Source organism: Salinirussus salinus (assembly GCF_009831455.1).
GTDB lineage: Archaea > Halobacteriota > Halobacteria > Halobacteriales > Haloarculaceae > Salinirussus > Salinirussus salinus.
Genome location: NZ_WOWO01000001.1, coordinates 477,435 through 503,815 on the forward strand (window position 1 = coordinate 477,435; position 26,381 = coordinate 503,815).

At 69.8% G+C, this 26,381-nt stretch carries 25 protein-coding genes; 15 read left to right on the forward strand and 10 right to left on the reverse strand.

Features of this window, described 5'->3' with window-relative positions:
- Nucleotides 1-16 precede the first annotated feature (16 nt).
- The gene (locus tag GN153_RS02395) at nucleotides 17-253 is read left to right on the forward strand and encodes a hypothetical protein (RefSeq protein WP_159899397.1); all 237 of its coding nucleotides are present in this window, start codon (nucleotides 17-19) and stop codon (nucleotides 251-253) included.
- Nucleotides 254-344: 91 nt separating this feature from the next.
- Here GN153_RS02395 and GN153_RS02400 read toward each other — a convergent pair whose 3' ends face one another.
- Together GN153_RS02400 and GN153_RS02405 are read right to left on the reverse strand one after the other, a co-directional pair.
- Nucleotides 345-668: a hypothetical protein gene (locus GN153_RS02400; RefSeq protein WP_159899399.1), complete on the reverse strand. Its 324-nt coding sequence runs from the start codon at nucleotides 666-668 to the stop codon at nucleotides 345-347.
- A gap of 68 nt (nucleotides 669-736) precedes the next feature.
- On the reverse strand, nucleotides 737-1,192 hold the full coding sequence (locus tag GN153_RS02405; RefSeq protein ID WP_159899401.1) for a hypothetical protein: 456 nt from the start codon (nucleotides 1,190-1,192) through the stop codon (nucleotides 737-739).
- A gap of 221 nt (nucleotides 1,193-1,413) precedes the next feature.
- Between GN153_RS02405 and GN153_RS02410 the strand changes: the two genes are divergently transcribed.
- The 5 genes from GN153_RS02410 (at nucleotide 1,414) to GN153_RS02430 (ending at nucleotide 7,072) form a co-directional block, all read left to right on the forward strand.
- Nucleotides 1,414-2,928, forward strand: a complete 1,515-nt coding sequence (locus tag GN153_RS02410; protein WP_201287800.1) for a TraB/GumN family protein — start codon at nucleotides 1,414-1,416, stop codon at nucleotides 2,926-2,928.
- A gap of 20 nt (nucleotides 2,929-2,948) precedes the next feature.
- Entirely contained in the window at nucleotides 2,949-3,569 is a 621-nt protein-coding gene (locus tag GN153_RS02415; protein WP_159899776.1) for a metalloprotease, read from the forward strand.
- A 292-nt stretch (nucleotides 3,570-3,861) separates the two neighbouring features.
- Nucleotides 3,862-4,941 carry a hypothetical protein gene (locus GN153_RS02420; RefSeq protein ID WP_159899405.1) on the forward strand — a complete coding sequence of 360 codons (1,080 nt, stop codon included), beginning with the start codon at nucleotides 3,862-3,864 and terminating at the stop codon, nucleotides 4,939-4,941.
- A 52-nt stretch (nucleotides 4,942-4,993) separates the two neighbouring features.
- A complete protein-coding gene (purM, locus tag GN153_RS02425) occupies nucleotides 4,994-6,019 on the forward strand; it encodes a phosphoribosylformylglycinamidine cyclo-ligase (RefSeq protein WP_159899407.1) in 1,026 nt (341 codons plus the stop codon).
- Between the two features lie 108 nt (nucleotides 6,020-6,127).
- On the forward strand, nucleotides 6,128-7,072 hold the full coding sequence (locus GN153_RS02430; protein WP_159899409.1) for a metallophosphoesterase: 945 nt from the start codon (nucleotides 6,128-6,130) through the stop codon (nucleotides 7,070-7,072).
- Between the two features lie 13 nt (nucleotides 7,073-7,085).
- Here the strand turns inward: GN153_RS02430 and GN153_RS02435 are convergent, their stop codons facing one another.
- Together GN153_RS02435 and GN153_RS02440 are read right to left on the reverse strand one after the other, a co-directional pair.
- A complete protein-coding gene (locus GN153_RS02435) occupies nucleotides 7,086-7,628 on the reverse strand; it encodes a CBS domain-containing protein (RefSeq protein ID WP_159899411.1) in 543 nt (180 codons plus the stop codon).
- 62 nt (nucleotides 7,629-7,690) lie between these two features.
- The gene (locus GN153_RS02440; RefSeq protein ID WP_159899413.1) at nucleotides 7,691-8,044 is read right to left on the reverse strand and encodes a DUF555 domain-containing protein; all 354 of its coding nucleotides are present in this window, start codon (nucleotides 8,042-8,044) and stop codon (nucleotides 7,691-7,693) included.
- 309 nt (nucleotides 8,045-8,353) lie between these two features.
- Here GN153_RS02440 and GN153_RS17425 point away from each other — a divergent pair, with 309 nt between their 5' ends.
- The 3 genes from GN153_RS17425 to GN153_RS02450 all read left to right on the forward strand — a co-directional run bounded on the left by GN153_RS17425 (nucleotide 8,354) and on the right by GN153_RS02450 (nucleotide 10,800).
- Complete coding sequence (locus GN153_RS17425) at nucleotides 8,354-8,521, forward strand: hypothetical protein (RefSeq protein ID WP_201287795.1); 168 nt, start codon at nucleotides 8,354-8,356, stop codon at nucleotides 8,519-8,521.
- A gap of 78 nt (nucleotides 8,522-8,599) precedes the next feature.
- On the forward strand, nucleotides 8,600-9,328 hold the full coding sequence (psmB, locus tag GN153_RS02445) for an archaeal proteasome endopeptidase complex subunit beta (RefSeq protein ID WP_159899415.1): 729 nt from the start codon (nucleotides 8,600-8,602) through the stop codon (nucleotides 9,326-9,328).
- A gap of 128 nt (nucleotides 9,329-9,456) precedes the next feature.
- Nucleotides 9,457-10,800 (forward strand): phosphomannomutase, encoded by a 1,344-nt coding sequence (locus GN153_RS02450; protein ID WP_159899417.1) that lies wholly within the window; start codon nucleotides 9,457-9,459, stop codon nucleotides 10,798-10,800.
- Between the two features lie 3 nt (nucleotides 10,801-10,803).
- Here GN153_RS02450 and GN153_RS02455 read toward each other — a convergent pair whose 3' ends face one another.
- Nucleotides 10,804-11,856, reverse strand: a complete 1,053-nt coding sequence (locus tag GN153_RS02455) for a molybdopterin-dependent oxidoreductase (protein WP_159899419.1) — start codon at nucleotides 11,854-11,856, stop codon at nucleotides 10,804-10,806.
- Nucleotides 11,857-11,997: 141 nt separating this feature from the next.
- Between GN153_RS02455 and cdd the strand changes: the two genes are divergently transcribed.
- Complete coding sequence (cdd, locus tag GN153_RS02460; RefSeq protein WP_159899421.1) at nucleotides 11,998-12,384, forward strand: cytidine deaminase; 387 nt, start codon at nucleotides 11,998-12,000, stop codon at nucleotides 12,382-12,384.
- Nucleotides 12,381-13,244, forward strand: coding sequence for a nucleoside phosphorylase (locus GN153_RS02465; RefSeq protein WP_159899423.1), 864 nt, complete (start codon nucleotides 12,381-12,383; stop codon nucleotides 13,242-13,244). Before cdd ends, GN153_RS02465 begins: the two co-directional genes overlap by 4 nt.
- Nucleotides 13,245-13,443: 199 nt before the next feature.
- Here GN153_RS02465 and GN153_RS02470 read toward each other — a convergent pair whose 3' ends face one another.
- The gene (locus GN153_RS02470) at nucleotides 13,444-14,610 is read right to left on the reverse strand and encodes an NAD(P)/FAD-dependent oxidoreductase (RefSeq protein WP_159899425.1); all 1,167 of its coding nucleotides are present in this window, start codon (nucleotides 14,608-14,610) and stop codon (nucleotides 13,444-13,446) included.
- A 108-nt stretch (nucleotides 14,611-14,718) separates the two neighbouring features.
- Complete coding sequence (locus GN153_RS02475; protein WP_159899427.1) at nucleotides 14,719-15,252, reverse strand: HTH domain-containing protein; 534 nt, start codon at nucleotides 15,250-15,252, stop codon at nucleotides 14,719-14,721.
- Between the two features lie 219 nt (nucleotides 15,253-15,471).
- On the opposite strand from GN153_RS02475, the gene GN153_RS02480 reads away from it, so the two are divergent.
- Nucleotides 15,472-16,389 (forward strand): NAD-dependent epimerase/dehydratase family protein, encoded by a 918-nt coding sequence (locus GN153_RS02480; protein WP_159899429.1) that lies wholly within the window; start codon nucleotides 15,472-15,474, stop codon nucleotides 16,387-16,389.
- A gap of 68 nt (nucleotides 16,390-16,457) precedes the next feature.
- Nucleotides 16,458-17,372 carry an arginase gene (rocF, locus tag GN153_RS02485; protein ID WP_159899431.1) on the forward strand — a complete coding sequence of 305 codons (915 nt, stop codon included), beginning with the start codon at nucleotides 16,458-16,460 and terminating at the stop codon, nucleotides 17,370-17,372.
- A gap of 53 nt (nucleotides 17,373-17,425) precedes the next feature.
- Here rocF and GN153_RS17625 read toward each other — a convergent pair whose 3' ends face one another.
- From GN153_RS17625 to gyrB, 3 genes are all read right to left on the reverse strand, one after another.
- Nucleotides 17,426-18,169, reverse strand: coding sequence for a DUF5518 domain-containing protein (locus GN153_RS17625; protein WP_236544738.1), 744 nt, complete (start codon nucleotides 18,167-18,169; stop codon nucleotides 17,426-17,428).
- Between the two features lie 88 nt (nucleotides 18,170-18,257).
- Nucleotides 18,258-20,741 (reverse strand): DNA gyrase subunit A, encoded by a 2,484-nt coding sequence (gene gyrA, locus GN153_RS02495; RefSeq protein WP_159899433.1) that lies wholly within the window; start codon nucleotides 20,739-20,741, stop codon nucleotides 18,258-18,260.
- On the reverse strand, nucleotides 20,738-22,666 hold the full coding sequence (gene gyrB, locus GN153_RS02500; protein ID WP_159899435.1) for a DNA topoisomerase (ATP-hydrolyzing) subunit B: 1,929 nt from the start codon (nucleotides 22,664-22,666) through the stop codon (nucleotides 20,738-20,740). The genes gyrA and gyrB overlap by 4 nt, the downstream gene beginning before the upstream one ends.
- A 164-nt stretch (nucleotides 22,667-22,830) precedes the next feature.
- On the opposite strand from gyrB, the gene GN153_RS02505 reads away from it, so the two are divergent.
- Together GN153_RS02505 and GN153_RS02510 are read left to right on the forward strand one after the other, a co-directional pair.
- Nucleotides 22,831-25,269, forward strand: a complete 2,439-nt coding sequence (locus tag GN153_RS02505) for a DNA topoisomerase VI subunit B (RefSeq protein WP_159899437.1) — start codon at nucleotides 22,831-22,833, stop codon at nucleotides 25,267-25,269.
- Entirely contained in the window at nucleotides 25,266-26,375 is a 1,110-nt protein-coding gene (locus GN153_RS02510) for a DNA topoisomerase IV subunit A (protein WP_159899439.1), read from the forward strand. Before GN153_RS02505 ends, GN153_RS02510 begins: the two co-directional genes overlap by 4 nt.
- Nucleotides 26,376-26,381: the final 6 nt, after the last annotated feature.

Genomic DNA, 26,381 nt, shown 5'->3' on the forward strand with positions numbered 1-26,381 from the left:
TCCGCGCCCGGTTTCAATGGGAGTCGAACAGCTACTCATCGACTTTCTGCTCGGACCGCTCTCGCTGATCGACGTCGTTCTCAATCTCGGGGCTCTCGTCAACGAGATCGAGTTCACGCTGCGCCTGTTCGAGGTCGGACAGGGGGGGAGGTTTTTCGACGCGCTGATCAACGGCCGAACCTTCATCGGCAAGGCTATCACGGGTTTCTTCGGGACGATGTTCTGGCTGGGCGTGCTGGGCTCGGCCGCCTGAGCGGGTCCGGGTCGCGCCGACGCCGCCGGATCCGTGCCGCGGGCATCCGTGCCGCGGGAATCCGTGCCGCGGGGATTCCCTGGTCGCCGGCTCAGAACTGGTAGCGGCGGTCGTCGTTTTGCCCCTGCTGGGGAAAACTCGCCCCCATCTCGTCGAAGGTCATTCCGGAGAGGTATTCGTCGTAGGTGACGTCGTAGCCGCTCCGGAGGTGGAAATCGAGCGTGCCGGTCTCGACGGCGGTCTGGAAGAGCATGTGGACCGCCCGCCGAACCAGCTCGTCGGGGTCTTCGGGCTCCATGGCGGCGACGAGCATCGCCAGCTCGTTGCGGGTCTCGCGGTCCAGGTCCACCGGTAGCTCCTCGCCCAGGTCGCCGTACGTCGACTCGATATCCCCGGTCAGCTCCTCGAGGCTCATACCCCGGACACGGCGACCCCGCCGGAAACCCCTTTCGGGCTTGACGCACCCTCGGTCCACAGAGTCGCTCAGAAGTCCGGCAGGTCGTCGGGGGCCTCGTAGTCTGTCTCCCAGTCGATGTAGTCGGCCTTGAGCACGTCACACACCACCTGGCCGAGTTCGGTCAGGCCGGCGTTGATCGCCGAGACGGTCCCCCAGGAGTCGATGTCGGGGTGGATCTCCCGTTCCTTCCAGTCTTCCGGCAGGCCGGGGGCGTGATATCCCACCCGGTCGGCGTGGGAATCCCAGAAGAAATCGAAGCGCCCGAGCAGGTCCAGGTCGCGCACGACCGCGAAATCCTCCTCGGTCATGCCCGTGTCGGCGGCCCATTCGGCGAACGCTTCCTCCCAGGCCCCCTCACGGAGGAAGGACTCGATCTCCTCGCGTCGGTAGTCGGTGTCGCCGACGACCTCCGCGTCCTCGTACTCGTTGGGGTCCATCGCCTCCAGCTCCGGCGGGTCGGGCACTGCGACGTCGAGGGCCATACCGGAGTCACGGCGGCCACGACTAAGTCCCTTCGGCGGCCGATGCCGTTACGTGTAAACCCGCCGGCCCGCTACACCGGGCAATGACAGACAGCGGGCCGGACGGCGACCCGGCCGACGGGTCGTCCGGCGGGCCGGTCGACGACGGGAACGCCGCTGGCGGGCCGCCCGGAAACACCGCCGGGACCGGCGACGTCGAGGTCGTCGACCCCGCGTCGCCGATGCGGCCGCCCGGCGACGGGAAGGGGTCGGTGACGGTCGTCGGCACCGCCCACGTCTCCGAGGAGAGCGTCCGGGAGGTCGAGGAGACCATCGATCGCGAGCGGCCGGACGTCGTCGCAGTGGAACTCGACGAGTCCCGCTACCGCCGGCTGAAAGGCGGCGAGCCCGACGACATCGACCCGAAAGACCTCATCCGCGGCCGGACCGTCTTCCAGTTCATCGCCTACTGGCTGCTCTCCTACATCCAGGCGAAACTCGGCGAGCGCTTCGACGTCGAGCCCGGCGCGGACATGATGGCCGCCGTCGACACCGCCGAGCGGCTGGGGCTGGGGGTCGCGCTCGTCGACCGCGACATCCAGCTGACCGTCAGGCGGTTCTGGTCACGACTGCGCTTTCGCGAGAAGGCCGGCCTGTTCGCGACCCTCCTGGTCGGCACTGTCGGCCCCGTCACCGCCGGGCTGGGTGTCGGGTTCGCGGTCGGGACCTTCCTCGCACTCCCCGCGGAGATCCTGGCCGGGCCGCTGCTCGTTCCGCCGCTGAGTGTCGGCGTTCCGGTGGTCGGCGGGCTCGTCGGACTGGGCGCGACCGTCGTCGACCTGTTGCTGGTCGCCGGCGTGGTCGCCGCCGTCGTCGGGGTTCCGCTGGTGCTCGTCTTCTCTGCGCTCGGCGACACGGGCACCGACTACGGCGAACTGGAGATGGAGGAGCTGACCGACACTGATGTGGTGTCGGCGATGATGGAGGAGTTCCGGCGGCTCTCGCCGGGCGGGGCGGAGGCGCTGATCGACGAACGGGACGCCTACATCGCCCACCGACTGGTGGCGCTCCGGGAGGCCGGCTACCACGTGGTGGCCGTGGTCGGGGCGGGTCACCGCGAGGGGATCGAGGGGTATCTCGCGAACCCGGAGACGCTGCCGCCGGCGGCGTCGCTGACCGGGGAACCGTCCTCCTCGCGGTGGAAGAGCGCCCTCTACACCGCCGTCGGCTCGCTGTTCACGCTCGGCTTTCTGGCCTTTTTCGTCCTGCTCGCCATCGCCGGCGTCCGCCAGGGGTACCTGCTCACCCTCTTTGGCGTGTGGTTTCTGGTCAACGGTATCGTCGCCGCGGGGCTGGCGCTGGCTGCGGGTGCCCACTGGCCGAGCGCGGCCGTGGGCGGGGCGGTCGCGTGGCTCACGAGCGTCAACCCCCTGCTCGCGCCGGGGTGGTTCGCCGGCTACGTCGAACTCCGATACCTGGACATCAGCGTCGGCGACATCGGCCGGCTCAACGACCTGCTGGCCGACGAGGAGAAGCCGCTGGCCGACCTGTTCCGGTCGATGAAGCAGGTCCCCCTCTTCCGGCTCATCCTCGTCGTCGCGATGACCAACATCGGTAGCTTCGTGGCGAGCATCCTCTTTGCCACCGTCCTCCTCCCCTACCTCTCGGCCGACATCGGCGGGCTCGACGCGCTGGCCGGGCTGATGATAGAGGGGGCCCAGCGCAGCGCCGAGGCCATCTGGGGGGCGCTGACGTGACCCGCGACGGCGCGGCCCGCATCCGCTTCTCGCGGCGTGAACTCCGGGATTTCGCCGCCGCCTGGCTCGCGCTGACCGTCGCCTTCGCGCTCTTTTTCAACCGCGGGCTGCTCCGCGGGCTGCTCGCCGGCTTCGTCCAGCCGGACGTGCTCCTCCGGATCGCCGCCGAGAGCCTGGTCGTCGTCGGCACCGGCTTCCTGTTGCACGAACTCGCCCACAAGGTGGCCGCGGTCCGCTTCGGCCAGGCCGCCGAGTTCCGTGCCGACTACAGCATGCTCGGGCTGGCGGTGGTCTCGGCGCTGGCGGGCTTCCTGTTCGCCGCGCCCGGTGCCGTCCACCACCGCGGCCGCATCACCCCCCGGGAGAACGGCCTCATCGCACTTGCCGGTCCCGCGGTCAACGCGATTCTCGCCGCCGGGTTCCTGGCGGTCGCCCTCCTCGCCGACGGGCTCGTCGGTGCCGTCGGGAACCTCGGCTTCGTCGTCAACATCCTGCTCGCGGGGTTCAACATGATCCCCTTCGGCCCCCTGGACGGGCGGACGGTCCTCGACTGGAGCACGCCGGTCTTCGCAGTCAGTTTCGCGCTCACTGCCGGCGTGGCGGCGGTCGTCCTGTTCGGACCGCTCCTCCCGGCCCTGTAGCTATCGTAGGTCTTGAAGCATTTACACACCGACCACACTGCAGTCGTGCGGTCGAGTGTGCAATGGCTTTCAAGACCTACGATAGGCCCGGCCGGACCTGCCGCTCGAACGACCCGACGCTTCCGGCTGAAGGGAACTCTTACGCGGGCGGCAGCCAGCCGGTAGGGCCGGCGTAATCCGGCCACCCGGAGTGAAATGTCTTGTGGCCGTCAGGGTGATCGGCCCTCCGTATGCGGGTTCCGTGGTGGAAAAGAGAGAGAAAGTATTTATAACTCCCTTTGCAATTAGCTGTATGGAAACCAACAGACGTGCAGTCCTGAAGGCCAGCGGCATCGCTGCGCTGATGGGTTCGACCGGACTCGCGGGCTGTTCCGGCGGGCTCCTCGGCGGCGGCAACGGTTCCGCTGACTCCGGCCCCGCGACCTGGCAGTACGACCCGTCGGTGCTCGGCGAGTCGCCGAACGTCTTCTTCGGGTCGATGGACTACGCCACTATCTACGAGAACCGCGAGTTCTTCCCCGAGGACACGCGCAACAGCCTCGAACAGACCGACTCCAGCACGCCGGTCAATCCCGAGGACATCGACTTCCTGTCCGGCGTCGGCGGCGGGAGCGTCTCGATGATGGACAACTCCGGGAGCGGCGCCGGCTCGGTCGCGGTCGTCGGTTCCTTCGACCGGGACGCGATCGCCGACGAGATCGAGAGCCAGCCGGACTCGAGCCAGGTCGGCGAGTACGAGGGGTACACCCTCTACGAGAGCACCACGGTGGGCCAGCAGATGGGTCCGGACGCCTCGGGGTCGGCCACGGTCGGTGTGGGCGACGGGGCGCTCGTCGCCGGCTTCGCCTTCGCCTCGGGCACGTCGACGAGTTCCTCCGGCCGGGATGCCGTCGAGACGGCCATCGACTCCAGCAACGGCAACGCCGACCGCCTGCGCGGGAACAACGAGTACGCCACGACCGTCGCGGACAACGTCGGGGACGCGACCGCCCGCTTCGGCGGGGTCGGCGACCCCGACCTGATCGACCAGTACTCCGCCATGGCGGACTCCCAGACCCGGACCTACGTCGACGGGATGCGCGCCGGCGGGTTCGGGATGGCGCTCGAGGGCGAGACGACCACGTTCACCGTCGTCATCGCCTACGAGAGCTCTCAGGCCGCCGGTGACACCGGGCTGACCGACCTCGTCGAGGGGTTCGGCCCGCAGTTCGAGCAGGAGGAAGGGATCAACAGCGTCGGCGCGGAGCAAAACGACAGCGCGGTCGTCATCACGGTCGAGGGCGACACCCAGACCCTGCTCCAGCAGGCCAACCAGACCGGCGGGATGGGTGGCGGGGTCGCGTCGATGTCCGCACCCGCGGGCGGCTACTGACGGCAGCCGGCGACCCGACGGACTTTTCACCCGGTGGTCGCTCCCCTGGGCTATGAGTGACGACACCGCCGACGGGGACGTCGACGGAACCGAGGGCGGGGAGCCGGAGGGGCTCACCTACGCCGAGGCGGGCGTCGACATCGCCGACAGCGAGGCCGCAACCGCGGCGCTGGTCGGCGCTGTCGGGGAGTTCGAGGGCGACTACGCCGGCCTCGTCGACATCGGCGACCGGTACCTCGCGCTGGCGACCGACGGGGTGGGGACGAAGCTGCTCGTCGCGGAGGCGGTCGGCGACTACTCGACGGTCGGGGTCGACTGCATCGCGATGAACGTCAACGACCTGGTCGCACAGGGAGTCCGGCCGGTCGCCTTCGTCGACTACCTCGCCGTCGAGGTGCCCGACGACGAGACCGCCGAACAGCTCGGCGAGGGGCTGGCCCGCGGGGCCGAGCGTGCCGACGTCGCACTGGTCGGGGGCGAAACCGCCGTTCTCCCCGACATCATCGACGGGCTGGACATCGCCGGCACCGCCGCCGGGCTGGCGCCGGAGGACGGACTCTTCCCCGGCGAGGCCGAGCCCGGCGACGCGCTCGTGGGGTGGCCCTCCTCGGGGATCCACTCCAACGGGCTGACGCTCGCTCGCGAGGCGGTCACCCGCGCCCACGAGTACACCGACCCGTTCCCGCCCGACCCGGACCGGACTATCGCCGAGGTGCTGCTGGAACCGACCCGCATCTACACGGACCTGCTCGACCCGCTGCGGGCCCACGACGCACACGCGGCCGCCCACGTCACCGGCGGTGGCTGGACGAACCTGACGCGGATGGGTCCCCACCGCTACGAGGTGACCGACCCCTTCGACGCCCAGGCCGTCTTCGAGTTCGTTCAGGCGGAGGGCGGCGTGAGCGACGCGGAGATGCACCGCACCTTCAACATGGGCACGGGCTTCGTGGCTTCCCTCCCGCCAGCCGAGGCCGATGCGCTGGTGGATGCCGACGGGGAGGCGCGCGTGGTCGGGACCGTAGAGGAGGCCGAGGAGGGCGGTGTCGTGGAGGTCCGCGGGCTTTCGTTGCGCTGACGGCCCGGCTCGCGTGGCCGATACGGGGGGTACGCTTTTGTGAGCCCCTCCCGTCGCTGTGACCGACTGGTGGCGGACCGCCGTCCGTCGCCCGGAGCGTGACCGCGCGTGCTGGACGAGACCGAGGGGATCGAGACGGTTGACGGGCCCGCCCGGGACGCCGTCGGCGGACTCGCGGGGGCGCCGACGGTTGTCAGCATCAGCGACATCCACGGCTATCTGGGGGCGGCCCGCAGCGCGCTGTTGACTCTCTCGGACCACCCGGACTACGAGCCGGTCGTCGAGCCCGGACCGGACGGACGTCTCCAGTGGGCCGGTAACGACTACGTGCTGGTGTTCAACGGCGACCTCGTCGACCGGGGGGCCGACAGCGACCGCGTCGTGGCGACGGTCGCCCGCCTGCTCGCGCAGGCCGGCCCGGAGCGGGTCCGGGTGACCTTCGGCAACCACGAGATGGGGGTTCTCACGCCCGACCGCTTCGGCTGGGGCGGGTGGTACTCGGGGAGTCGCTCGGCCGCCGAGCGCCGGGCCTTCGTCGACCGGGTCCGGGCGGGTCACGTCGTCGCCGCCTACGGGGGGTACCGCGTCACCTACGCCCACGCCGGCCGGCCCGACCCCTACGACCCGGGGGTGCTGAACGACCAGCTGGTGGCCGCTGCGGGGGACCTCGGCGCCGCCATCGGGACACCCGAGGACCGCGGGGCACAGCTTGCGGCCATCGAGGCCTATCCCGACGTACTCGGCCTGGGCGGGCGGACCGGCCGCGGCCCCGGCGCGGGCGTCGCGTGGCTCGACTTCGCCCACCTGCCGGCGGACGCACCCCCGCAAGTCGTCGGCCACACGCGCCACGACCAGCCCACCCGGAAGGGGACGGTCGTCTGCCAGAACGTCATCCGGAACAACGTCAACTGGGAGGGCGGCGAGGCGGTGGTGGTCGAGACCCCGGAGTCGCTGGTCGCGCTCGTCCGCGAGGCGGACGGTGGCGTCGGCGTGCAGGAGCTCTCGCTGCCCGGGAGCGGGTCCGGCTCGGACGGCGACTCCGGCGGGACGTAGCCCGGCCGCGCAGTCAGGAGATGTGGCGAGCGACGTCGGCTTCGGTGATGATCCCGACGGTTTCCCCGTCCTCGACGACCAGGACGGCGTCGTTGTGGTCGAGGTGGCTGTCGACGGCATCGAGCGTCGCGTCGGGCTCGACCGCCGTCATCGACTCGCCCATCACCTCGGCGACGGGGAGGTCACCGACGTTCTCCTCCGGACGCTGGCGGATGTCCGAGGTGCCGATAAGCCCCTGAGGGGACCCCTCGCGGACCACCGGAACCTGGGAGTACCCCTTCTCGTTCATCAGCTCGGTGGTCTCGTGGACGGAGTCGTCCGGGGCGACGCTGACGACCGGGGAGTGCATCAGGTCCTGCGCGCGGAGGACACCGCCCTCGGCCTCCTGGAGGGCGTCGACGATCCGCCGCAGTGTCGAGAGTCGCGGGTCGACGTCGCCGCCCTCGATGCGGGCGATCAGCGGCTGGGAGACGTCGGCCCGGTCCGCGAGCTCGCTCTGGGTCAGCTCCAGCTCGGTCCGGCGCTCCCGGAGGTCCTCCGGCGTCGGGAGTTCCATGTCTGCAAATGCGCGACAGTAATATAAAAACCCACCGACCGGCTCCCTGGCCGGGGAGCGGGTTACTCGTCGCCCTCGCCGGTCTCGATGGTGTCGACGACCTTCAGCGGGACGTCCCGGAGCGCGCCGCCGATGTCGCTTTTCGCGATCCGCTGGGCGTGTTCCTCGCTCTCGGCGTTGAACACGTCCATCTCCAGCACCAGCCCCACCAGCGCGGTGTCGGCGGCGACGAAGGCGGAGTCGAACGGTTCCCCGCAGGCCGGACAGTCCGTGAAGCCGACCTCGACCTCCACGTAGTCCATCTCCTCCTCGTTGAGCCGCTTGCCGGCCTCGCTGACGGCCACGCCGATAGCGTCGTCGATGTCCGAGACGTCGTGAACCAGCCAGGCGGCCTCCAGCACGACCGTGTAATCCATACAGGATGTCGCCCGGCCACCTACACGTCTCTTTTGGATTCCTGCCGGCGGGGACGGGCGGTGGATTCCCGGCTATCGGCCCCCCGGTCGGTAACGTCTGCCGCCGCGCACGTCACCCCGATACAACGCATAAGTTATGGAGAGGTCGCCGGTTTCCTCCCGCTCGATTACGCCGTTATCGACTCGCGCCGCTCCCGCCCACCCGTCCCGACGCCGGTTCGAGCAAACCGCAAGACAGCGGCCAGATCATCACGTCCGTTCGCCCGATAGGTTTATATACTACCGGCAGCCGAGGTACGGCTCACACCGATGGCATCCCGCCTGTACACCGCAGCGCTGTTCGTGCTGTACCAGCTGAGCCTGCTCGCCGGCATCCTCCTGTTCCCGGTGGCGGTCCTGACCCGCCGGGCCGGCCTCCGACTGCCCGTCCACCGCGTGGTCAGCCGGCTGGGGTCGGCCTACGAGCAGGCCGCCTGACCGCCCCACCGCCCGGCCGGTCCGGGCTGGCACCCTCTTCCGAAGGTTATTACCCGCCGCCACCGCTAGAAGCGGGTAATGCAGGACAACGACATCACGCCGCCGCGCCACCCCGCCGCGGCCAAGTTCGACCACGGCCCCTACGAGCCCGAACTCGGGTCGCTGCCCGAGCAGGGGGGCGACCGCGAGGAGGACGACCGGACGGTCAACAAGACCGGCACGACGACCATCGGTATCGCCGCCGCCGACGGCGTCGTGGTGGCGACGGACAAGCGCGCCTCGCTGGGCGGCCGCTTCGTCTCCAACAAGAACGTCCAGAAGGTCGAACAGATCCACCCGACGGCCGCGCTCACGCTCGTGGGCTCGGTGGGCGGTGCCCAGTCCTTCATCCGGACGCTGCGCGCCGAGGCGAACCTCTACGAGGCCCGCCGGGGCAAGGACATGTCGATCAACGCGCTGGCGACGCTCGCGGGCAACTTCGCCCGCGGCGGCCCCTTTCTCGCGATCAACCCCATCCTCGGCGGCGTCGACGAGGACGGCACCCACGTCTACAGCATCGACCCCGCCGGCGGCGTGATGGAGGACGACTACACCGTCACCGGTTCCGGGCTGACGGTCGCCTACGGTACCCTCGAGGACCGCTACGAACCGGACATGAGCGTCGAGGAGGCCGTCGACGTGGCCGCCGCCGGCGTCTCCGCGGCCGCCGAACGGGACACCGGCTCCGGCAACGGCATCTTCATCGCCAAAGTCACTGACGAAGGGGTCGACATCTCCGACCACGACCTCGACGAGTTCGCGGGCTGACCGCGCCGGCCTCGGCGTTTTCTCCACGCTTCCGCCTCCCGCGCCGCCAGTCGCCGGTGTCGCTGCCACTCTGGACCCGGCGGTCGGGAACCGCGGTGATATTTGTGGGCCGCTGCTAAAGCGTGGGCATGGAGCTGTTCGGGACGGCGGGGATCCGTGGACCGGTCACCGAGGTGACGCCGGAGCTTGCTGTCCGTGTCGGGCGTGCGGCCGCGACGGCCGCAGACGGCGGCGAGTTCGTCCTCGCCCGCGACGGCCGCGAGACCGGCGAGGCGCTGGCCGCCGGCGTCGCGTCCGGCCTGCTCGCCGGCGGGGCCGACGTCCGCCGCGCCGGGATGCTCCCGACGCCGGCACTCGCCTTCGCCTCCCGCGGGCGCCGCGGTGTGATGGTCACCGCCTCCCACAACCCCCCGGCGGACAACGGGCTGAAGCTGTTCGTCGACGGCGAGGAGTACGACCGGGACGCAGAGCGGGCCGTCGAGGACTGCGTCGACGCCCGGGTCGCCGACTGGGACCAGTGGGGCGGGGCCGAGCGGGTCGAGGTCCTCGAGCGGTATCGGCGGACCGTCGTCCAGTACGCCGCCGGTCACGGTGCCGACGCCGACGGGCTGACGGTAGCCGTCGACTGCGGCAACGGGGTGGCGGGCCTCGCGACCCCGCAGGCCCTGACGAGCGCCGGCGCCGAAGTGCGCGCGCTGAACGCCACCGTCGACGGCCACTTTCCTGCACGGGAGTCCAAGCCGACCCCCGAGAGCCTCGCGGACCTGCGCGCGTTCGTCGCCGACGGCGCCGACCTCGGCGTCGGCCACGACGGCGACGCCGACCGGGTCGTGGTCGTCGACGGCGACGGCGAGGTGGTCCACGAGGACACCGTCCTGGCCATCCTCGCGGAGCACTACACCCGGGAAAGCGACGCCGCCGACCCCGTGGTTGTGACGACGCCCAACGCCTCGGGGCGGGTCGACGAGCGGGTGCGGGCCGCGGGCGGGCGCGTCGAGCGCGTCCGGCTGGGGGCGCTCCACGAGGGCGTCGCGAGCGCCCGCGCGGACGGCGACGAGGGGACCGAGGTCACCTTCGCCGCCGAGCCCTGGAAGCACATCCACCCCCGACTCGGCGGGTGGATCGACGGCGTCGCCTCGGCGGCCGTCTTCGCCCGGCTGGTCGCCGCCGAGGGGCTGGATGCCCTCCGGGCGCCGGTGACCGAGCGGCCCTACCGCAAGGAGTCGGTCCCCTGCCCCGACGAGCGGAAGGCCGCGGCGATGGCCGACCTGGAGGGGTCCCTCCCCGACGTGTTCCCGGAGGCGACAGTCGACACCGACCACGGCGTCCGGCTCGACCTGCCCGACGGCTCGTGGACGCTCGTCAGGCCCAGCGGGACCGAACCCTACGTCCGCGTCTACGCCGAGAGCGAGGACGTCGACGCGCTCGTCGCGACGGTCCGGGAGCACGTCGAGGCCGCCGTCCAGGCGTGAGCCCTACAGGCCGCTGACGAAGATGGCGACCCACTGCGAGAGGTCCTCCCGCTCCGTTACGTCGACGCCCGTGACCCACTTGACCCACTGAAAGCCCCGCCGGCCGGGCGCCACCAATCGGAGCGGAGCGCCGTGGCCGTGGGTGAGCTGGTCGCCGCCGACGTGGGTCGCGAGCAGGCACTCGCGGGCCTCCTCGATGGGGACCGACCACTTGTAGCCCGTCACGGAGCGAAAGCGGACCCACTCGCCCTCCGCAGCGGGCTCCGCGCGGTCGAGCAGGTCGCCGACCCGAACCCCCTGCCACTCCCGCTCGGCGTACCAGCCGCTCGTGCAGTCGAGCACCGCGGTCTCCTCCTCGCTCGCCGCGTCGAGCAACTGGTCGTAGCGGTACTCGGTCGGCGACCCGACCGCGCCGCCCACCGAGAGGCGCCACTCGTCGGTGTCGACGGGCTCGGGGTCGTCGGCGACCCAGGAGGTGACGGGGAAGTCGTTGTCCGCACCGCCGGCCTGCTTCGAGCCGGTAAACCGGCGGCCCGCGCCGGCGATGACCTGCTGGAGCCGCCAGAGGACCGTCCCGCCGGCCAGCAGGGCGCCGAACTGGAGCGCGCTGCGCCGCCCTTCCCTGTCGACCTCGGCCCGGCGGGGCCACCGGAAGCGGTGCCGGAAGTGCCACAGCATGACGGGAACGACCAGCAGCCCCAGGCCCATGTGGACGGTCAGAAGGGTGAAGGGTCCCACCCACACCAGGCCCGCGAACACCCAGTAGACGCCGGTGGCGAGTGCGCCGAGCGCGAGGACGGCGAGGAGTATCGAGACCGGCGTGCCCCGGTCCCAGGCCTCCGACCGGGTCACTCGCGGCCGGACCCGCCGGAGCTTGAATCCCACGAGCACCGCGAGGACGAGCCCGCCCACGGAGTGGACGACGAAGAGCCACGCGCCCGCCGGCGTGCCGGTCACCAGGCTCACCAGGCCGGTCACGACGAGGGCTGCGACCGAGACGAGGATGCCCCAGTCGACGAGGCTCGCGGGCGGTTCGAGGCGGGACCGCTGCGCCATACCCGGCGTACGTGCCGGACGCCCTTGACTCGTCGGGCGGCGGGCGTCCCCGGGACGTGGCCGCTCCTCCGCCGCGGCAGCCGGCCGCCGCACGAACCGCAGGGCGGTGGCTATTTGCCCGGCCGGCCCCAGGACCGGGTCATGCAGGAGCTGCTCGCCGCGGCGCGGGAGGCCCACGAGGCCGCGTACGTCCCCTACTCGGGGTACGCGGTCGGGGCCGCGCTCCGGGCCGCCGACGGGGCCGTCTACACGGGCTGTAACGTCGAGAACGCCAACTACTCCAACAGCCTCCACGCTGAGGAGGTCGCCGTGGGGAGCGCGGTCGCCGACGGTCACCGCTCCTTCGAGGCGCTCGCCGTCAGTTCGGCCGCCCGGGACGGCGTCACCCCCTGTGGGATGTGCCGCCAGACGCTCGCGGAGTTCTGCGGCGAGGACTTTCCGGTCGTCTGTGACGGCGAGGAGCCGACCACGCATCGCCTGGGTGAGTTGCTGCCGGATACCATCACCCGCGAGCACCTGGACGCATGAGCGGGGACGAAGGCAGCTCGGGCGGCGACGCGGACATCAGCGAGGACGATGAGGTCGGCGAGAGCGAGGCGCAGTACCATCTGGACGTTCGCGAAGGCGACGTGGCCGACGCCGTCCTCCTGCCCGGCGACCCGGAGCGCGTGGCGAAGGTCACCGAGGAGTGGGACGAGGCGGCAGTCGTCGCCGACCACCGCGAGTACCGCACCGCGACCGGAACGTACGACGGAACGCCGATTTCGGTCACGTCGACGGGGATCGGCTCCCCCTCGGCGGCCATCGCGGTCGAGGAGCTGGCTCGGGTGGGCGCGGACACGCTCGTCCGCGTGGGCTCGTGTGGGGGGATCCAGCCCGAGACCGACGTCGGCGACCTCGTGATCACCAGCGGGGCGGTCCGCCAGGAGGGCACCAGCAGCGAGTACGTCCGCGAGGACTACCCCGCGGTGGCCGACCACGCGGTCGTCGCCGCGCTCGCCGCGGCGGCCGAGCGGCTGGGCTATGACTACCACGTCGGGCTCACGGCCTCTACGGACTCATTCTACGCCGGCCAGAGCCGCGACGGCTTCGAGGGCTTCCGGGCCCGTGGCAGCGAGGGCGACATCGAGGAGCTGGTCGAGGCGGGCGTGCTCAACTTCGAGATGGAGGCGAGCGCCATCCTCACCCTCGCGAACATCTACGGGCTCCGTGCGGGCGCGGTCTGTACGGTCTACGCCGACCGCACCACGGGGGAGTTCCGCGTCGAGGGCGAGCGCCGTGCGGCCCGCACGGCCAGCCTGGCGGTCTCGCTGCTCGCGAAGATGGACGAGCGGGTCGAGGAATCCGGCGCCGACGCCTGGCACGCGGGGCTGGGCATCGACAGCTGAGCAGGGTCACAAGCATCCGCGAGCGAAGCGAGCGCGGTTCACCGTCAGAGCTTGCTCTGACGAGCCCTCGTTCGCGGCGCTCACGAGGACCCCGGACGCGAGGGAGCGCTGCGACCGAGCGTCCGGCTTTTTTCACTATGTTTTTTGCGCCGAGCGGTGGCGAGCGGCGCGAGCCACCCGAGGCGCAAAAAAGTAGTCGTCACATGTCCGACCAGGCCGACAGCGCCCGGCCGGTCGAGGAGACGTCGCGGATCCAGCGTGCGGCGATCGCTTTCTTGAGGAACTTCGCGGGGAAGCCGCCGAAGGTGTCGACGAACGGGACGATGAACACGTCGTGGGCGACGGCGGACTCGCCGACGGAGATGACCGTCCCCTTGTCCTTGTGGGTCCACTTCGCGAGCGGCTGGCCGCGGATGGCGCGGGCGATGTTCTTGCCGGCGACCTCGGCGGCCTGCCAGGCGGCCTGGGCGGTCGGCGGAGCCTCCTCGTCGCCGGGCTGGTCGACCAGGGCGGCGTCCCCGAGCGCGAACACCCGCTCGTTGTCGGTCTGGAAGTCCTGCCGGGCGTGGAGCCGGTGGGAGCGCTCGTCCTGGTCGACCTCGCAGTTCTCCGCGGCCTCTCGGCCGGTGATCCCGCCGGTCCAGACCAGCACGTCGTAGGGGAGTTCGGTATCTTCGCCGATGTAGACGGTGTCCTCGTCGACCTCGCCGATGAACTCGCCGGTCATGATCTCGACGTCCCGGGCTTCCAGGCGTCTGCGCAGGGCGTTCTGGACGCTGGGGTCATTGCCGGGGAAGACCTCGTCCAGCCCCTCGACGAGGTGGACGTCGACCGGGACGCCGTGCTCGTCGCGGTACTCGGCGACCTCGCCGGCAGTCTGGATGCCCGAGAGGCCCGCACCGCCGACGACCACCTGAGCGGGGTCCTCGGGGGTCGCTTCCTCGGCGGCTCGCTCCAGGTCCTCGTGGATCCCCAGCGCGTCGTCGAGACACTTGAGCGTGTGGGCGTACTCCTTCAGGCCCTCGATGCCGAAGAAGGCGGTCCGCGAGCCGATCGCCACCAGCACGTAGTCGTAGTCGAGCGTCGTTCCGTCCTCGAGGTGGACGGTCCGCTCGTCGACCTCGACGTCGACGGCCCGTCCCTGGATGAACTCGGTGGCGGGGGACTTGATCTCCTCGATGGGGATGGCGACTTTCTCCTTGATGCTCGGGTCGCGGATACAGCGGTGGGACTCGTGGAGGACGAGGTGGTGGTCGACGTCGGACACCCAGGTGACCTCGGCCTCACCGTCGAGTGCGGACTGGAGGCTCTTGACCGCCCCGGCCCCGCCATACCCCGAACCGAGCACGACGACCTGCTCTGTCATACCGTCGACTTGGGATGTGGCGATACAAACCCTACGGAATCCCGGGCCCGGGGGGCGTGGTACCGACCCACGCGGGCGGTCGGCGCCGCTCCGCCCGACCGGCCCGGTTCAGTGGGCGGGCTCCTCGACGGGCGCCTGCATGTCGTCGATCGTCAGGATGAGCACGTTGTTGGTGTCGTCTTTCCCCTCGAGGGTGCCGATGATCTGGAGCTTCGAGAGCGGTGTCGGCCCGACGGTCACCTTGTCGCCCTCGTGGAAGTTCCCGACCGACCCGCGGAGCTTGACCTCCGCGCGGCAGGCTTCGGGGTGGTGGACGCTCGTCAGGTCGATCTCCTCGACGTTGGCCTCCTCGACGAGTTCGCCGTCGTGAAAGAGGGGGACGTCCGCGGCGTGGTCCAGGTCCTGGATCTGCAACGCGTCGTAGGCTTTCGCTGTCGGCTTGTAGCCACCTTTCGGCCCGGGTACTCCTTCGACCAGCTGGAGGGCCTTCAGGCTCTGCATCTGGTTGCGGATCGTCCCGGGGTTGCGGTCGACCTGGTCGGCGATGGCCTCACCCTTCACCGCGGTCTCGTCGTCCTGGTAGAGATTGACCAGCTCCTGGAGGATGTTCTGCTGGCTCGGCGTGAGTTCGATGGATGACATAACGTACCGTTCGCTGTTCGATTCCTTAAACCCGGCGGTGAGCCGACCGAGCCCGTCGAGTCCGGCGGTTTCAGGCGGCGCTCATCCACCCGGCTACGCCGGCCCAGCCACACCCGACCTGCCCGCGACCTCCGCTCCCGATACGGGCGGCCCCGGTCCGTTGCGCTATCCGGAGCCGGGACCCGAACGCTCTTGTCGCGTCCGCCGGTTCCTGTGACCATGCAGGGTGCTCGCGTGCTCGTCACCGGGGGTGCGGGCTTCATCGGCTCCGCGCTCGCCAACCGCCTCGCCGCCGACAACGACGTCGTCGCCGTCGACGACCGCTACCTGGGGACGCCGGCAAACCTCGACGACGGCGTCGAGTTCGTCGAGGCGAGCGTCCTCGACGACGACCTCCCGACCGACGTGGACGTGGTCTTCCACCTCGCCGCGCTCTCCTCCTACGCGATGCACGAGGACGACCCCACCCGGGGTGCCCGGGTGAACGTCGAGGGCTTTGTCAACACCGTCGACCAGGCCCGCCGGGACGGCTGTGAGCGGGTCGTCTACGCCTCCACCTCCTCCATCTACGGCTCCCGAACCGACCCCTCCCCGGAGGACATGCCCGTCACCGTGAACACCGGCTACGAGGCCTCGAAGCTGGCCCGCGAGCGCTACGGGGAGTACTTCCGGAACCACTACGGGCTGGACGTCGCCGGCCTCCGCTTCTTCTCGGTGTACCAGGGCTACGGCGGCAGCGAGGAACACAAAGGCGAGTACGCGAACGTCATCGCACAGTTCGCCGACGACATCGCCCACGGCCGCCCGCCCGAACTGTACGGCGACGGCACCCAGACCCGGGATTTCACCCACGTCTCCGATATCGCCCGCGGCGCGGAACGCGTCGCCGACGAGCGGCTCAACGGGGTGTACAACCTCGGCACCGGCGAGGCGTACTCCTTCAACACGGTCGTCGACCGGATCAACGAGGAGCTGGGGACCGACGTCGAGCCCGAGTACGTCGAGAACCCGATCCCCGAGGACGTCTACGTCCACGACACCTGCGCCGACTACTCGAAGGTCAGCGAGGCGACCGGCTGGACCCCCGAGATCGACTTCGAGGAGGGGATCCGGCGGGTCTGTGCGCAGTACACGTAGCGGGACACGGCGGCCCGCGGGCCGAGACCGCCGACAGCGTCTTTATCTCCGCCCGAACACGCACGGGTATGGACCGCAGGGACCGGACCGTCCGCGTCGTCGGCGCTCCCATGGACCTGGGCGCCGACCGCCGCGGGGTGGACATGGGACCCTCGGCGATCCGCTACGCCGGGCTGGCCGGGGAGCTCGAGGGGCTGGGACTGGCCTGCGCCGACGGCGGCGACATCGCTGTTCCCCGCCCCGAGACCGCCGAAGCCGACCACGACTTCGGCGGCGGCCGCGCGAAATACCTCCGGGCGACCGCCGGAGTCTGTGAGGACGTTGCCGCAGCCGTCACCGCCACAGTCCAGGACGGGGAACTCCCGCTGGTGCTCGGCGGGGACCACACCGTCGCCATCGGGACGGCGAACGGCCTGGCCCGGGACGGCGACCCGGGCGTGCTGTGGGTCGACGCCCACGGCGACTTCAACGTCCCCGCGACGACCCCGAGTGGCAACATCCACGGGATGGCCCTGGCGGCGATCCTCGGGGACGGCCCCTTCGCGAACGAGGCGTGGGCGGACGCCGGCGTCGACCCAGAGAACGTCGCGATGGTCGGCGTCAGGGATCTGGACGGCCGCGAGCGCGAGCGGCTGCGCGACAGCGGTGTGACCGTCTTCCCCGTCGCCGACATCGACGAACGCGGCATCGCGGCGGTGATGCGGCGGGCCATCGACGTCGCGACCGGCGGGGACGCGCTGCAGGTCAGCCTCGACCTGGACGCGCTGGACCCCAACGAGGCCCCCGGCGTGGGGACGCCCGTCCGCGGCGGCATCACCTACCGCGAGGCTCACACCGCGATGGAGCTGGTCCACGAGCGCGCCGCCGGTGACCTCGGTGCCGTCGAGCTCGTGGAGGTCAACCCGATCCTCGACCGGCACAACCGGACCGCCGAACTCGCGGTCGAACTCGCGGCCAGCGTCCTGGGTCAGCGGACGCTGTAACACTCCGGAAAACACGACACGGGTCGTTCCCCTCGATCCAGCAGCCGGCCGGCTCAGGTCGCCGGCTGCTGTCCGTGCTCGTCGTCCGCGGCGGGGCCGGCCAGCCCCGACGCGAGGTATCCGCCGAGCGCGCTCAGCCCGACCGTGTAGAGGACGGCCACGAACAGCGAGAACACCAGCGCGAGCACGACGATCCCGGTGACGGCCCCGAGCGCGAGTTCCGAGGCCACGACGGCGAAGCCGCCGACCAGGAACGCGAAGAGCACGACGACCGGGACCGCGGCGACGAGCCCGGCGAGGGCGCCCACGCGGAGGGCCGTTTCGCGGTCACCCTTCCGCAGGTAGGCGGCGGCCGCGCCGCCCAGCACCGGCGACAGCGGGACGAACGCGGTCAGGACGGTGACCACGGCACCGACGACCGCGCTGGTCACGGTGTCGGGACTCCCGTCCCCTCGTGCGGCCCGCGTCCGCCGGCGGACGACCAGGAAGCCGACGCCGGCGACGACCATCGCCAGCCCGACGACGACCAGGCCCGCGCCACCCCACCAGAGCAGGGCGTTGGTGACGTCCGTCAGTTCCGCGGCGGTCAGCTCGGTCGACTGGAGCCGCCCCTCGGCGACCATCCTGGCCACCCAGGAGCCCGAGGCGACCTGCGTGAAGAGGGTACCGGCGAACGCGAACGCCAGTCCGCCGAGGACGAGCAACAGCGAGACGAGCCAGGTGACGGCGCCGTCGAGGAGGCGGGGTCCTCCCGCCTCGCCGCGCCGGACCGGCTGACTCTCGGTGGATGAACTCATAGCGGATGGAGCGACGACGTGTAGGATAATAAACTAGTAGTGACGAGCGATAGCACGCGACCGGTGGCGGTCCGGCCGGGCGTCGCCCTCACTCCCCGGAGCCGTCTTCTGTCTCCTCCGACGCGTCCCCGGCTGGCAGGACCGTCACGCTCGCCACGGCGTCGCCCTCCTCGACTTCCATCACCTTCACGCCCTTCGTGTTGCGCCCGACCGTCGAGATGTCCTCGACGGGACACCGCATCACCTGTCCGCGCTCGCTCATCACGACGATGTGGTCCTCGGCCTCGACGGCCTTGGCGGTCGTGACGGGGCCGTTTCGCCCGCCGGTCTTGATGTCGACCAGGCCCATGCCGTACCGCGACTGGGGGCGGTACTCGGAGAGCGGCGTGCGCTTGCCGTAGCCCCGTTCCGTGACCGTCAGCAGCGCCCGCTGGTCGGCGTCGCCCGTGGCGACCATCGCGGCCACGTGGTCACCGTCCCGGAGCTCGATCCCGCGGACGCCGCGGGCGTTCCGACCCATCTCCCGGACCTCGCTCTCGTCGAAGCGGATCGTCATGCCGGCCTCGGTGGCGATGACCAGGTCGCGGCTCCCGTCGGTGACCTCGACGTCGACCAGCTCGTCGCCGTCGTCGAGGCTGGCGGCGATGATCCCCGTCGAGAGGATGTTCTCGAACTCCCCGCAGGAGGTTCGCTTGACGTAGCCCTGCCGGGTGACCATCGTGATACACTCCTCGGCGTCGAACTCGTCGGTGCTGACGACCGCCGTCACCTCCTCGCCGTCGTCGAGGTCGATGAGGTTGACTGCCGACTTGCCGCGCGCGGTGCGGGACATCTCGGGGACCTCGTAGGTCTTCAGCCGGTAGACCTGCCCGCGGTTGGTGAAACACAGCAGGTAGTCGTGGCTGTTGGCGCGGAAGACCTTCGAGACGCGGTCGCCCTCCTTGGGGTCGCCGCCGATGATCCCCTTGCCGCCACGATTTTGAGGGTCGAAGGTGTCGGCGGGCATCCGCTTGATGTAGTCCTGCTCGGTGACGACCACCAGACAGTCCTCCTCGGGGATCAGGTCCTCGTGGGTGACCTGGCCCTCCGCCTCCAGGATGGCCGTCCGGCGCTCGTCGGCGTACTCTGCCTTGACCTCCCGGAGCTCCTCTTTGATCACGCCGAGCAGTTTCTCCTCGTCGGCCAGGACGGATTCGAGGTAGTCGATGGTCTCCTGGACCTCCTCGTATTCCTCGGCGATCTCGGCTTCCTCCATCGACGTCAGCGACCCCAGCTGCATCCGGACGATGTGTTCGGCCTGGGCCTCCGAGAGGTCGTAGTCGGCCCCCAGCGCCTCGATGGCCGCCGAGCGGTCGTCGCTGTTCCGGATGGTCTCGACGACGTCCTCGACCTGCTCTAAGGCCTGCAGCCGCCCCTCGAGGATGTGGGCACGGTCCTCGGCTTCCGCGAGGTCGTGCTCGGAGCGCCGGCGGACGACCTCTCTGCGGTGGGCGACGTACTCCTCGAGGGTCTCCTTCAGGTCGAGTACCTCGGGCTGGCCGTCCACGAGGGCGATGTTCGTCACCCCGAACGTGGATTCGAGGTGGTGTTCGAGCAGCTGGTTCTCGACGACGTCCGCGTTGGCCCCGCGCTTGAGTTCGATGACCACCCGGACGCCGTTGCGGTCGGACTCGTCGCGCAGGTCCGCCACGCCCTCGATGGTGCCGTCGTTGACGTCCTCGGCGATCCGCTCGACGACGCGGGCCTTGTTCTCCTGGTAGGGCAGCTCCGTGACGACGATCCGCCCCTCCTCGGGCTGGATGTCGTACTCCGCGCGCACCCGCAGGCGGCCCCGTCCCGTGGTGTACGCCGAGTAGATGGCGTCGCTGCCGACGATGTTCCCGCCGGTCGGGAAGTCGGGTCCCTTGATGTGACCCATCAGGTCCTCTATCCCGCAGTCGGGGTTGTCGATGAGGTGGACCGTTGCGTCGACCACCTCGCCGAGGTTGTGTGGCGGGATGTTGGTGGACATGCCGACCGCGATCCCCGAGGAGCCGTTCACGAGCAGGTTCGGGAACCGCGCCGGGAGCACCTCGGGCTCGGTCAGCCGGTCGTCGTAGTTGGCCTGGAAGTCTACCGTGTCCTTCTCGATGTCGGTCAGGAGCTCCTCCGCGATGGCGGACATCCGGGCCTCCGTGTAGCGCATCGCCGCCGCCGGGTCGCCGTCCATCGACCCGAAGTTGCCCTGCCCGTCGATCAGCGGATACCGCATCGAGAAGTCCTGGGCCATCCGCACCAGCGTGTCGTAGATCGCGGAGTCGCCGTGGGGGTGGTAATCCCCCATCGTCTCGCCGACGACCGAGGAGGACTTGCGGTGGGCAGAGCCCGACGTCACTCCCATCTCGGACATCGCGTACAGGATCCGCCGGTGGACGGGCTTGAGTCCGTCCCGGACGTCGGGCAGCGCCCGGCCCGCGATGACGCTCATCGCGTAGTCGATGTAGGACTGCTCCATCTCGTCCTCGATGCGAACCCGCTCGACGTGGGCTGCGGGGGCCGCCTCGGGGATCTCCTCGGGCAGGTCCGAGCTCATATGTCCACCCACTCCGCCTCCGGGGAGTGCTCCTTGATGAACTCCTTGCGGGGCTCGACGGCGTCACCCATCAGCACGGAGAACATCCGGTCGGCCGCGGCGGCGTCCTCGACGGTGACCTGCTTGAGATACCGGGTCTCGGGGTTCATCGTCGTGTCCCACAGCTGCTGGGGGTTCATCTCCCCAAGCCCCTTGAACCGCTGGACCTGGTCCGGGTTGCCGTTGCATTTCTCGGCGATGATCTCGTCGCGCTCGGCCTCGGTCATCGCGTCGTAGGTCTCCCCACGGTACCGGATCCGGTACAGCGGTGGCTGGGCAGCGTAGACGTAGCCCGCCTCCAGCAGCGGGCGCATGTGTCGATAGAACAGCGTCAGCAGGAGCGTCCGGATGTGGGCGCCGTCGACGTCGGCGTCGGTCATGAAGATGATGTTCTCGTAGCGGGCCTCCTCGATGTCGAACTCGTCGCCGATGCCGGTCCCCAGCGCCGTGATGAGGTTGCGGATCTCGTTGTTCTCGAGGATGCGGTCCAGCCGGTGTTTCTCGACGTTGAGGATCTTCCCGCGGATCGGGAGGATCGCCTGGAACTCGGGGTTCCGCCCCTGCTTCGCCGAGCCGCCCGCCGAGTCGCCCTCCACGACGAACAGCTCGGACTCGCCCGGGTCCCGGGTCTGGCAATCCGCCAGCTTTCCCGGAAGGGCAGTCGATTCGAGGGCGGACTTCCGACGGGTGAGTTCCTCGGCTTTCTTGGCGGCCTTGCGTGCCTTGGCGGCCTCGACGGCCTTCCCCACGATGGTCTCGGCGGTGTCGGGGTGCTCCTCGAAGTAGGTGCCCAGATGCTCGTGGACGGCCGACTCGACGATCCCCCGGACCTCGCTGTTGCCGAGTTTGGTCTTGGTCTGGCCCTCGAACTGCGGGTCCGGGTGTTTGACCGACAGCACCGCCGTGAGCCCCTCGCGGATATCCTCGCCTTTGAGGGTGTCGTCCAGGTCCCGCAGGAGGTCGTGGTCGGCGGCGTAGTCGTTGACCACTCGCGTCAGGGCGGTCTTGAAGCCGGTGAGGTGGGTTCCTCCCTCCCGGGTGTTGATGTTGTTCGCGAAGGCGTGCAGCGAGCCCTGGAGCTCGTCGGTGGCCTGCATCGCCACCTCCACCTCGACGACTCCCTCGCCGACCGACTCCTCGGTGTCGAAGTAGATCACCTCCCCGTGCAGCGGGCTCTTGGTCTCGTTGAGGTAGGCGACGAACTCCCTGATGCCGCCCTCGTACTCGAAGGTGGTCTCGCTCCCGTCGCGCTCGTCGCGGAGCGTGATCGCGACCCCGGAGTTGAGGAAGGCAAGCTCCCGCAGCCGGGACTCGAGCGTCGAGAAGACGAAGTCAGTGGTCTCGAAGATGGCGTCGTCGGGCCAGAAGCGCAGCTCCGTGCCGGTCTCCTCGCCGGGGCGCATCTCGCGTTCGCGCTCGAGGTCGAACTCGGGGTCGCCGTGGTCGAAGCGCTGGTGCCAGACGGCCCCGTCGCGTTTGACCGTCACCTCCAGCCACTTCGAGAGGGCGTTGACCACGGAAACGCCGACCCCGTGGAGCCCGCCGGAGACCTGGTAGGACTTGTTGTCGAACTTCCCGCCGGCGTGCAGGACGGTCATCACCACCTCCAGCGCCGGTCGGTCGTACTCGGCGTGGGTGTCGACGGGGATCCCGCGGCCGTCGTCGACGACCGACACCGAGTCGTCCTCGTGGATGGCCACCTCTATCTCGTCGCAGTGGCCGGCCAGCGCCTCGTCGATGGCGTTGTCGACCACCTCGTAGACGAGGTGGTGCAACCCGCGGCTGTCGGTCGACCCGATGTACATCGCGGGTCGCTTGCGGACCGCCTCAAGCCCCTCCAGAGCCTGAATAGAGTCCGCTCCGTACTCCGGAGACTCCTCTGACATAGAATCTACTGTTGTTAGTAGGGTCGCTCCCTTAAAACCCTCGCACGCGAGCGCGCGTATGTGCGCGATACGCCGGCCGCGGGTGACCGCTCCGGCCGCCGGCCCCGACCACTTTCACCGCGGTAGCGCACGGCTTATAATCGCCCGCCGCGAACGGGCGCCAAATGTCTTTCCAGTCGACGCTCGGCGAGGACGAGGGGATCGCCGAGGAGCTGGCCGAGAGCCAGCGCGCCATCTCCATCGCCGAGTTCTTCGAGAAGAACAAGCACATGCTCGGGTTCGACTCGGGGGCCCGGGCGCTCGTCACCGCGGTCAAGGAGGGGGTCGACAACAGCCTCGACGCCTGTGAGGAAGCCGACATTCTCCCGGACATCTACGTCGAGATCAAGGAATCGGGGGACTACTACACGCTCGTCATCGAGGACAACGGTCCCGGGATCACCGAAGACCAGATCCCGAAGGTCTTCGGTAAGCTGCTGTACGGCAGCCGATTTCACAAGCGCGAGCAGAACCGCGGTCAGCAGGGCATCGGGATCTCCGCGGCGGTCCTCTACTCGCAGCTGACCTCCGGCAAGCCCGCGAAGATCACCTCCCGGACCCGGGGGAGCGAGGAGGCCCAGTACTTCGAGCTGATCGTCGACACCGACGACAACGAGCCCGAGATCAGCGAGTCCTCCACGACCGCCTGGGACCGCCCTCACGGCACCCGGATCGAGCTGGAGATGGAGGGGAACATGCGGGCCCGCCAGCAGCTCCACGACTACGTCAAACACACCGCCGTGGTGAACCCCCACGCCCGCATCGAACTCCGGGAGCCCAGCGCCGAGTTCAAGTACGAGCGGGCGACCGACCAGCTCCCCGCGGAAACCGAGGAGATCCGCCCCCACCCCCACGGCGTGGAACTGGGGACGCTGATCAAGATGGCCGAGGCGACGGACTCCTACTCCATCTCCGGCTTCCTGCAGGGGGAGTTTACCCGCGTCGGCGGCAAGACCGCCGACTCGGTGATCGCGAACTTCAACGACCGCCACTTCGGCCGCGAGATGACCTGGCGGCCACCACAGAGTCACGAGAACGAGGACATCGAAGCCGCCGTCCGGGAGGCAGTCGCCAACAAGGGCAAGGAGGCGACCGCCGACTTCGCCGCCCGCGTGTCCGAGGACCTTGGCGGACGTGACCGGGTCGCCCACCACCAGGTCGTCGCGGCGGTCGCGGAGGCGGCCGACACCGTCGCCGAGGCGTACGACACGACCTTCGGCGACACGGTCCGGCAGAAAGCCGTGGCGGCTGCCTGGGCGGCAGTGACTGCCGAGCGCGTCCCGGACGTGTACGCGCTCGTGGACGCGGCCACGACCGACCGGAAGGACGACGCGGCCATCCAGGGACTGGCCGAGCGCCTGGCCGCGAAGTTCGAGGGCGGCGAAGGGGACGACGCTGACGGCGAGAGCCGCCACCGCGTCACCCGCGACGAACTGGCCGAGTACGTGCGACGGGCCGCGGAGATGACCGAGGAACACGACGACGCGACGTTCGGCGAGACCGCCCGCGGGAAGGTTGTCGACGAACTCTGGGCGGCCTGCGAGCGGGTACCCGACGACCCGCCCCGGGTCCACGCCGTCGCCAGCGACCGCGACACCGCCTCCGAGCTCCTGGAGGCGATGCGCGAGACGGACATCATCGCCCCGCCGACGGGCTGTCTGGCCCCGATCACCGAGGAGCTCGTCGAGGCGGGGCTCCGCAAGGAGTTCGACGCCGATTTCTATGCCGCGGCGACCCGGGACGCCTCGGTCCACGGCGGCGACCCCTTCATCGTCGAGGCCGGGCTGGCCTACGGCGGCGACATCCCCGACGACGGGGCCGCCGAGGTGATGCGCTTTGCCAACCGGGTCCCGCTGGTCTACCAGCGCGGCGCGTGTGCGACGACGGACGTGGTCAAGGGGATCAACTGGCGCAACTACGGGCTTGACCAGCCCGGGGGGTCGGGGATCCCGAACGGCCCCGCAGTGGTCATGGTCCACGTCGCCTCCACGAACGTCCCCTTCACCAGCGAATCCAAGGACGCCGTGGCGAACGTCCCGGAGATCGAACACGAGATCGAACTCGCGGTGCGGGAGGCCGCCCGCGAGCTGAAGAGTTTCCTGAACAAGCGCCGCTCGATGCAACAGCGCCGGGAGAAACAGGACAAGCTGGCCACCATCCTCCCGGAGATGGCCGAGAAGCTCTCCGAAGTCACGGGTCGGCCGGCGCTGAACATCGACGACACGATGGCCCGGATCATGAACAACGTCCTCGTTGAGCGCGAGCGCGAGGACGGACAGGTCCGGCTGACCGTCGAGAACAACACCGACGCCGGTGCCGAGCTGGAGCTGACCGACATCGTCACCGCCGAGCCCGACCTGAACGGGACGGACGCGGACGGAAACGCCGACGGCGGCGACCCGACCGTCGTCGAGATGGACGGCGAGTACTTCCTGAAGTGGTCGCCCGATGTGCCGGGCGGCGGGGAGGCCACCCTGGCGTACGACCTCGACGGCGATGCGGAGTGTGACCTCTCAGTCGAGGGCATCGAGGACGAGAAACTGACTGTCGACACCCGACAATGAGCACCGACACCCCCACCCTGACCGAGGACGAGCAGCGAGCCCGCGAACAGCTCGTCGACCTCGCGGCACAGTTCTACGACCAGTTCGCGTCCGGGACAGTCCCGAGCATGGACGTCCCCACCCGCACGAAATCCAACATCGAGTACGACCCCGAAAAGAAGGTGTGGGTCTACGGCGACCGCCACTCCACGCGGTCGGCGAACTCGATCCGGGGCGCCCAGAAGCTGCTGAAGGCCGTCTACACCATCGACTTCCTCAGCCGACAGCTCGAGGAGGGCCGCTCGTCGACGCTGCGGGAGCTGTACTACCTCTCCGAATCCTGGGACCTCGACGAGGCCCAGTTCTCCAGCCAGGACGAGTCCAACGACCTCATCGAGGACCTCGAGATCGTCTCGGGGGCGACCCGCGAGGACTTCCACATGCGCCCCGAGGAGTCGGGCGCGACCGTGATGGGGCCGCTCCTGCTGCGCGAGCAGACCCGCCGGGGCGAGCGGGAGATCCACTGCCAGGAGGACGTCGGCGAGGGCGGCTACCAGATCCCCAACAACCCCGACACCATCGACTTTCTGGATTCGGACGCCGAGTTCGTCCTCTGTGTGGAGACCGGCGGCATGCGCGACCGGCTGGTCGAGAACGGCTTCGACGACGAGATGGACGCGCTGGTCGTCCACCTGAAGGGCCAGCCCGCCCGCGCGACCCGCCGGCTCACCAAGCGGCTGCGCGACGAACTCGACTTACCGGTGGTCGTCTTCACCGACGGCGACCCCTGGAGTTACCGGATCTACGGCTCGGTGGCCTACGGCTCGATCAAGTCCGCCCACCTCTCGGAGTATCTCGCCACCCCCGAGGCGGACTTCGTCGGCATCCGGCCGGAGGACATCGTCGAGTACGACCTCCCGACCGACCCGCTCTCCGACTCGGACGTCAACGCCCTGGAGTCGGAACTGGAGGACCCGCGGTTCCAGACCGACTTCTGGGAGGAGCAGATCGAGTTGCAACTCGACATCGAGAAGAAATCCGAACAGCAGTCGCTGGCCTCCCGCGGCCTGGACTTCGTGACCGACACCTACCTCCCCGAACGGCTGGACGAGATGGGCGTCATCTGACCCCCG